General features: G+C 43.5%; 3 protein-coding genes. 2 read left to right on the forward strand and 1 reads right to left on the reverse strand.

All coding sequences use genetic code 11. The annotated features are described in order from the left end of the window. On the reverse strand, positions 1-6297 hold a 6297-nt coding region (locus Xentx_RS02860), incomplete at its 3' end, for a non-ribosomal peptide synthetase (RefSeq protein WP_167366741.1). 731 nt (positions 6298-7028) lie between these two features. On the opposite strand from Xentx_RS02860, the gene Xentx_RS02865 reads away from it, so the two are divergent. Together Xentx_RS02865 and Xentx_RS02870 are read left to right on the forward strand one after the other, a co-directional pair. After that, positions 7029-7361, forward strand: a complete 333-nt coding sequence (locus Xentx_RS02865; RefSeq protein WP_074018778.1) for a DMT family transporter — start codon at positions 7029-7031, stop codon at positions 7359-7361. Positions 7362-7397: 36 nt separating this feature from the next. Further along, positions 7398-7688, forward strand: a complete 291-nt coding sequence (locus Xentx_RS02870; protein WP_074018779.1) for a putative hemolysin — start codon at positions 7398-7400, stop codon at positions 7686-7688. Positions 7689-7732: the final 44 nt, after the last annotated feature.

A 7732-nucleotide genomic window follows, 5' to 3' on the forward strand; every position in this document is an offset into this window, starting at 1 on the left:
GGTGATTGTCTGGTCATCTGCCGCTATCAATATTGGTGATTCTGCCAGTGCCTGGCTGTATTCCGTCAGTGTTGTCAGATACCGTTGCTGGGTGAGTACACACGGGCTTCCGGTATCTTGCAGAATAAACTGCACCCGCTCCGGAGGATATTCCGGGGAAATGGGCACATAAGCGCCACCGGCTTTCAGTACCGCCAGGATACTGATAACCATTGCCAGACTGCGGTCAAGATAGAGGGCGATAGGGGTATCTGCTCGCAGAGGGGCACAACGTTCCCGAATAACACCGGCCAATTGATTTGCCCGTTGGTTTAACTGCCGGTAGGTCAGGGTTTCCCCTTCAAAGACCAGCGCCACGTTATCTGGCGTCTTTTCTGCCTGGGCTTCAAACAATGGCGGCAAGGTGTTATCTTGCGGGTAAGGGGCATCGGTCTGGTTCCAGGTGTGCAGCAGGGTTTTACGTTCTTCTTCACTGAGGAACCGGATAGAGGTATGTGGCTGGTGTGGATCACGGGCTACGGCATACAAAATAAGCTCAAGTTGATGAAGCAAGCGCTGTGCTTGTTTGTCTGTCAGCCAGTCTTCCCCATAACCCAATTTGACCGTAAGACAGTTATCTTGCTCATAGGCCATCAGTGATAATGGATAATCGGTTTTTTCGATGGATCGGCGGAATATCAGGGTGTTTTCAATCCCTGCCTGATTTTCGCTCGCCACGGGGACGGGGTAATTTTCAAAGACAAACAGGCTATGGAATAACCGCTCCCCGTCGGATTGCAAACTGGCAAGTGAGACGGCGCTGTGACTGTTGAGGGCGGCGATATCTTGCTGTATAGCGTGTAAGACGCTCATAACCCTGTGGGTTTTATGCCACTGTACCCTCAATGGCAAGGTATTAATATACAGGCCGACACTGGATTCAATACCGTCCACCGGTATATCGCGCCCGGAGACGGTAGTGCCAACAATAGTCTGTTCATCTCCGGTATAACTGTGCAGTAATTTATGCCAGGCAAATTGCAGTACCACATTCAGGGTAATACCTTGCGTCCGGCACATATCCCTAAGTTGCGCATAATCGCTTCCCTGTACAGTGAGCGCCTGTTCAGCCGGTTTTTCGACGGTTTTTATCTGCGCCAGGTTCACATGATGATGTAACAGGGTTGATAGATCATTGGTTCCTTGAAAATGTGTTTTGCGTTCCGCCCAATACTTTTCAGATTCAGCCAGATACCCCAGATAATATTGCTGGGTTGCCAGATAAGCCTGCTCCACTACGATCTGAGGCTTCTGTCCTTGTACCAGCATGTCGTAATACTCGTGTACGGTCTGTAATAAAATCGGGCCACTCCAGCCATCAGTAATAGTGTGGTGTTGGGTGATCAGAACCGTTACCAGTTGTTCACTCTGTTTAATTAAGGTAAAGCGGATTAATCCGGGTTGCTGTAAATTAAAAGGCAGGGTACGGTCATGTTGTTGGATCGCTTCAATCTCTTTGTTTCGTTCTTCTTCTGGTAATTGGCTGATATCTTTAATCTCGAAGTTCGCCGGATTAATACTGGTACCCGTGGTTACAATCTGCAATATTTCCCCTTCCCAATCAAATGCCGTTCTGAGGATGGGAAAGCGCAGTGAAGCCAGCGACCAGGCTTGCTGGTAAGCGGCAAGATTGAGTTGGGTGTGATAATCCAACAGCAATTGCACGCGATAAGCATCATCCTGTGGTTGAGTCAGATGATGATAAATAAATCCTTGCTGCAAACTGGTGGCGGGATACAGGGTTTCCACCTGATAGTTTTGTTGTAAACGATTTAAGCGTTCAATCGAAACCGCTTTAAATTTATAATCACTGGGTGTTCTCACACTACCCAATTGAGCCTGTTTTTGGCTGGCAGCGATAACACTATTGAGTGCTTGCTCAAAAGCCGTGATAAACATGTGTGCTGAGGTTGATGGTAAACGAGACAGTACACTGAATTGCAGTTTTCCTGCCTGAACTGCGCCATTGATATCTAGCAGTAAATGGCTAATGTTCTCGCTGGCGATCATTGAACCACAGTCTTCGTTGGTCAGCGCCCAATCCTGATGGTTAATTTGTCCGGCATCACCCCCTAATTGACCAAGGTAGTTAAAGCTGATAGCTGGCAAATTCTCTGATAAGTATCCGGCCTGATGTAACGCCCCATAACCGATGCCTTTGTTCGGTACGGCTCGCAGCATTTCTTTGGTGTGAATAATGGTTTCCGCGACATCGGCTTGCATTGTCAGACGAACAGGATAAGTGGTTGTAAACCAGCCCACAGTTTCGGAGACATCCAGAGCACTGTCGATGGCTTCCCGTCCATGCCCCTCAAGAGTGATGAGGTTCACCGCCCGTGAGAATGTTGTCTGCAATGCCAGTGTGAGAGCACTAAGCAGTAAGTCATTAATTTCAGTGTGATAACCTAGATTAGCCTCATGCAGCAGAGTGTTTGTTAGTTCAGTTGATAAACTCAGTTGATGCGTGTTGAGTTCTCCCATCACCGGATAAGTTTCCCCCCCCGCCATGACGCCTTGCCAGTAGGGCACTTCATCTTGATGTTGTATGGCATATCGATGGACAGCAGTAACCCATTGCCGGTAACTACTGGTTTTCGGTGGCAGCACTGTTCCCTGTAGCAGCAGGCGTATATTTTCCGCAATAATCCGCCAGGACACCACGTCAATAATCAGGTGGTGAAATGCGAAGAATAAGCGGGCGCTGCCATCAGAATATCCGGTCAGATGAGCGGCTTGCCATAAAGGTCCCGTACAATAATTAAAGCCACTCTGCCATTGTGTCAGTTGCTGGTGATTTAATTCATTGAAATCACAATGCAGCAATGTGGGTAACCAGGGTGGCATTTCTGCGGGGTAGCACTGGCGATAACCTTGTTCGGTCTCAACAAAATGGACGCGTAACATATCATGTCGCTCAGCCAGTGCGATCAGCGCCTGTTCAATAGCAGCGTGACTGATATTGCCTGGCAGTCGGATCATAAATGCCTGATTCCAATGGTGAGGACATGGTAGATTCTGGTTGAAGAAATCCTGCTGGATAGGCAACAGATCAAATTCCCCGTTTAATAACCCCTGTTCTGCAACCACCGTTACAGTGGATAACGTTTGTGTCAGTAGTTGTGCTAACCGTGCTACCGTTGGTGCTTCAAAAATCGATTTGACTTGCAGGGAAAAACCGAGCTGCCGTAGTTTGGAGACCAATTGGATACTGACAATCGAGTCGCCACCGATACGGAAGAAATTATCCTCAATACCGATCCGTTCTAATCCTAAAACGTCTTGCCAGAGTGCGCACAATCGGGTTTCCAACTCAGTGCGCGGCGTTATATAAAGATCCCGATCTTCCCACACAGGCGCTGGCAAAGTATGGCGGTCGAGCTTACCGTTAATAGTCAAGGGGACGGCATCAATGCGGGTAAAACTGGCGGGTATCATATACTCTGGCAGGCGGGTTGACAGATGCTCTATCAGAGTGTCATTGGTCAAGGCTTCGTCGGTAACCAGATAAGCCACCAGTGCTTTATGGCTCACATGCTCTCGGTCGATCACCACTGCCTGCTTCACTTGTGGGTGAGAGGATAAGGCTGTTTCGATTTCACACAGTTCAATGCGGTAACCACGAATTTTGACCTGAAAATCATTGCGCCCCATATATTCCAGGTTACCGTCCGGCAGCCAGCGTACCCGATCACCGGTTTTGTACAGGCGAGTATAACCACGGGCTTTATCTTCGTCTGTGGCAAACGGATTTTCCACAAAACGCTCGACAGTCAGATCTGGACGATTCCGATACCCCCTTGCCAGCCCTGCACCGCCGATATACAACTCACCAGGGGCGCCAATGGGAGACAGTTGGCCGTAATGATTAAGGACATACAGGCGGGTGTTGTGATGTGCCTTGCCAATCGGAATATTGCCACTCATTTCGTTGGTTACATCAAAGTGAGTAATATCATTTGTGGTTTCTGTGGGACCATAGAGGTTAATTAAAGTACTCGAATGACTATTTATAGATCTAAACGCGTTGACATGGGACATCGTCAACGCTTCTCCGCCACACAGAACATAACGGATAGTATCGGGTAACTGCTGCCCTAAGTCCCGTACCGTTTGGCAGAAAGCGCCTAACATGGACGGGACAAATTGCACCACCGTTACGCCAGTTTTCTGTATCAGTTGATATAAAACCTCAGGCTGTTTATGGATATCAGGTGAGGGCAGCACGATACTGGCACCAAAACAGTTAGCTGCAATCAACTCCCAGACTGAAGCATCAAAGGTATAAGGGATTTGTTGCAGGATCTTATCCGATGCACTTAATGGATATTGGGATTGCATCCAACACAGGTGATTGATGACGTTTCGGTGGGTCAACTCAACGCCTTTCGGCTGTCCGGTCGTCCCGGAGGTGTAGATAATGTAGGCCAAATCAGTACTTTTGTTCACTGGCACTAAATTTTCCACTGATTGGTCTTGGGTGACTGTGCAGTCATCTGTGGCTATCAGCGCTGGCTGAATTGGCAACGTGTAGGTATGTTTATCCAGTGTTGTCAGGTGCCACTGTTGGGTGAGTACACATGGGCTTCCGGTGTCTTCCAGAATAAACTGAACTCGCTCCTGAGGATATTCAGGGGAGATCGGCACATAGGCGCCACCGGCTTTCAGTACCGCCAGGATACTGACTACCATCTCCAGACTGCGGTCGAGGTAGAGAGCGATTGGTGTATCTGCTTGCATCGGTGCATTGCGTTGCCGTTGGCAGTGTTCACGTATTATAACGGCGAGCTGGTTTGCCTGTTCATTGAGTTGACGATAGGTCAGGGTTTTCTCTTCAAACACCAGCGCCACGTTATTCGGTGTTCTCTCTGCCTGTGCCTCGAACAGTTGCTGTAAGATTTTATCCTGTGGGTAGGATGCATCAGTCTGGTTCCAACTGTGCAATAGGGTATGACGCTCCTGTTCTAATAAGATAGGTAATTCATTGACGAATAAAGAAGACGTGTTAAGCAAAGCAGTCAATAAGTTCTGTAATCGCACAAGTATTTGTTTTACATCTTGCTCACTAAAATATTCCCGTAAATAATCTATCGCTATTGTTAGCTCCTGATCATATCCAAAGTCTTGCAAGCGAAAAACGATAGGATCAGTGTTAAATCCCCCATCTACAATATAATGCTGCGCCTGATTGATTTCAGATGCTGATTCTGAAAGTCTTTCATAGAATATAAATATATTAGGTAAAGCAACGCCATGGTTACTGGCCATGCGAATCAAGTGAGAACGAGGGAACTGGCTGTGGTGATAACTCTCTTTTAGCGCTAATTCCATTACTTTAATCTGTTCAGTGACACTGATTGTATGAGAAACCTGGCAATGTACCGGATAGATATTTGTCTGCATCCCTACGACATATTTCTCTGATTTTGTCCTTCTGCCATGAGTAATAGTATTAAATGTTAATTCCTGTTGTCCTGTTAATTCTGACATCATAATGATGACTAAACTCGAAAATACAGCAAGGAAATTCGTTTTATTTTTTTCACAAAAAGCAAGTAAATCTGCTTTAATTGAAAACGGTAATACCAACATGTCGCTACGGGAACCCTTATTCTGATAATAAGGAATTAATTGATGGATATCATTTTTTGTTAAAAAGTCATACCAGTGGTTTTTATCTTTTTCACAATAAGAAGAAGTCAGATATTCTTTTGCTTTTTCTATGGTATCTAAATATTGTGGAATTTCTGCTAACCAGGCTGTTGAGGTTCCATTTTTCAGACATGCATATAACTTATGGGTATATTCATGTAACCGAAATAAACCAACCCCATCAATCATAATATGATGAAATTTAGTGAAGAAGTAATATTTCTCGTTGGTAATACGAAGCAATGCGGCCTGGTATAAGGACTCATTTGGAAAGTTAATAGGAGTATCTATCTGCTGCTGCATCCAAAGTTTTGCTTTTTTTTCAGGATCAGGCTGCGTTGTAAAATCATGGAATATGACTAATGCAGTATCACTCTGTTCCTGAATATATTGGGTTGCTTCATTATCCGAATTAACGGATATGCGTAACCGCAACATATCAACATGTTGGTATAGTAATCGCCAAACTTGTTGCAAGATGATTATATCAACTTTACCTTCCATCAAGGTATACCAACCCAGGTTGTATAATGGGTTGTTTTCATGAAAGGTTTGCTCATAAAACACATCCTCTTGAGCGGGATGAAGGTTATATAAGTTCGAATTCAACGAACCTTCAAGTGTTCTCATAGTAAATTATACGAATGCATTCCGTTTACAAGTTATTTGTAACCTCGCAATCTTTCAGCATTCCCCCTCATTTAAAATAGTTAATGTTGTTTGTCCACGGTTTAAAGTTTTATTTTTTTTGTCTATTTAAGTGTATATCTTCGTCACTTATCCTGTTTTGTGCAGTTTGTTTTTGTTTTCGAGAATAGTCATTATTTTTACCCATTATTCCATGATCATGATTTTATGGTCGTAGTTCTTCAAGTTTCAATAGTGATAGTCATTTGCATTGAAGTCTATAATATTTTTTATTTGTTATGGTTATGTTTTTTAATTTTTTATGGATATAATGCGATCTGGTTTAGTTTCTTTATGGTTACCTGTTGGTATTTGAATTGCTATTATTGTGTTTTTTATCGCAAAAATAATTCCCTGTTATTTTCTATATTGAAGTAAATAATTTCTTTAAGTCATTTTTATGATAAATTATTTAAGGTGATTTTTATGGGTGGAAATAATATTGACATATGTGGATGGATTAATGGGGTAATTATTTTTATTTTATTGAATGATTCTCTGCCAAATTTATATTTGATTTTTCCCCTCATTATTATTCTTCTTCATAAAGAAAAAACACTTCATTTCGTTAAGGTATTGTATTTTAACTTATGGTAGATTAAGCAGTTTTTTTGAAATTTGCTCTGTCTTATAACTTTGGCTTGGTGAGTAATATGAATGTATGGGGTTATTTGTTTATCGCGATTTTGTCTGAAGTGATAGCGACAACAATGTTAAAATCTGCCGATGGCTTCACTCGCTTAGTGCCGTCTATTATTGTGGTGACGGGATATTGCTTATCATTTTGGGCGTTATCACAAGTTGTAAAAGTGATGCCTTTGGGGATTGCTTATGCTGTTTGGTCTTGCCTTGGTATAGTTTTAGTCTCTATTGCAGGTATATTTTTATACCAGCAAAAATTGGATTTACCGGCAATTATCGGTATTCTTCTTATTATTGCAGGTGTTTTAGTCATCAATTTGCTTTCTAAAAGTGCAGGGCATTGATCTATACCCTAATTCGATAGTTAAACTGGAGAAAATATGCGGTTAAAACGGGGAGTTATCCTTGTCAAGTTGTTGCTGGTAGGTGCTATATTAGCAGGTTGCAGCGGGCATCAAGCAGATACTTCATCAAGCCGATACAAACATTATCAATATTCTGATTTGGGTATTTATCTGAGTAAAGATGCCAGTGAAAGTTGCTCTGATGCAGGGGGAATTCCGGCATTAACCAAGCAATTGAATGGTCATCAAATTCCTGTTTGCCAATTGGCGAATGGTCGTCGTTGTAATGAACAGGCTTTGTTGGATGGTGGGTGTACATCCTTTTAATTAGGGAAAACCAGACATCACTCTGGTTTTCCCCGGAAGTATTA

Source organism: Xenorhabdus thuongxuanensis, assembly GCF_001908095.1.
In the GTDB taxonomy this organism is placed as follows: Bacteria; Pseudomonadota; Gammaproteobacteria; order Enterobacterales; family Enterobacteriaceae; genus Xenorhabdus; species Xenorhabdus thuongxuanensis.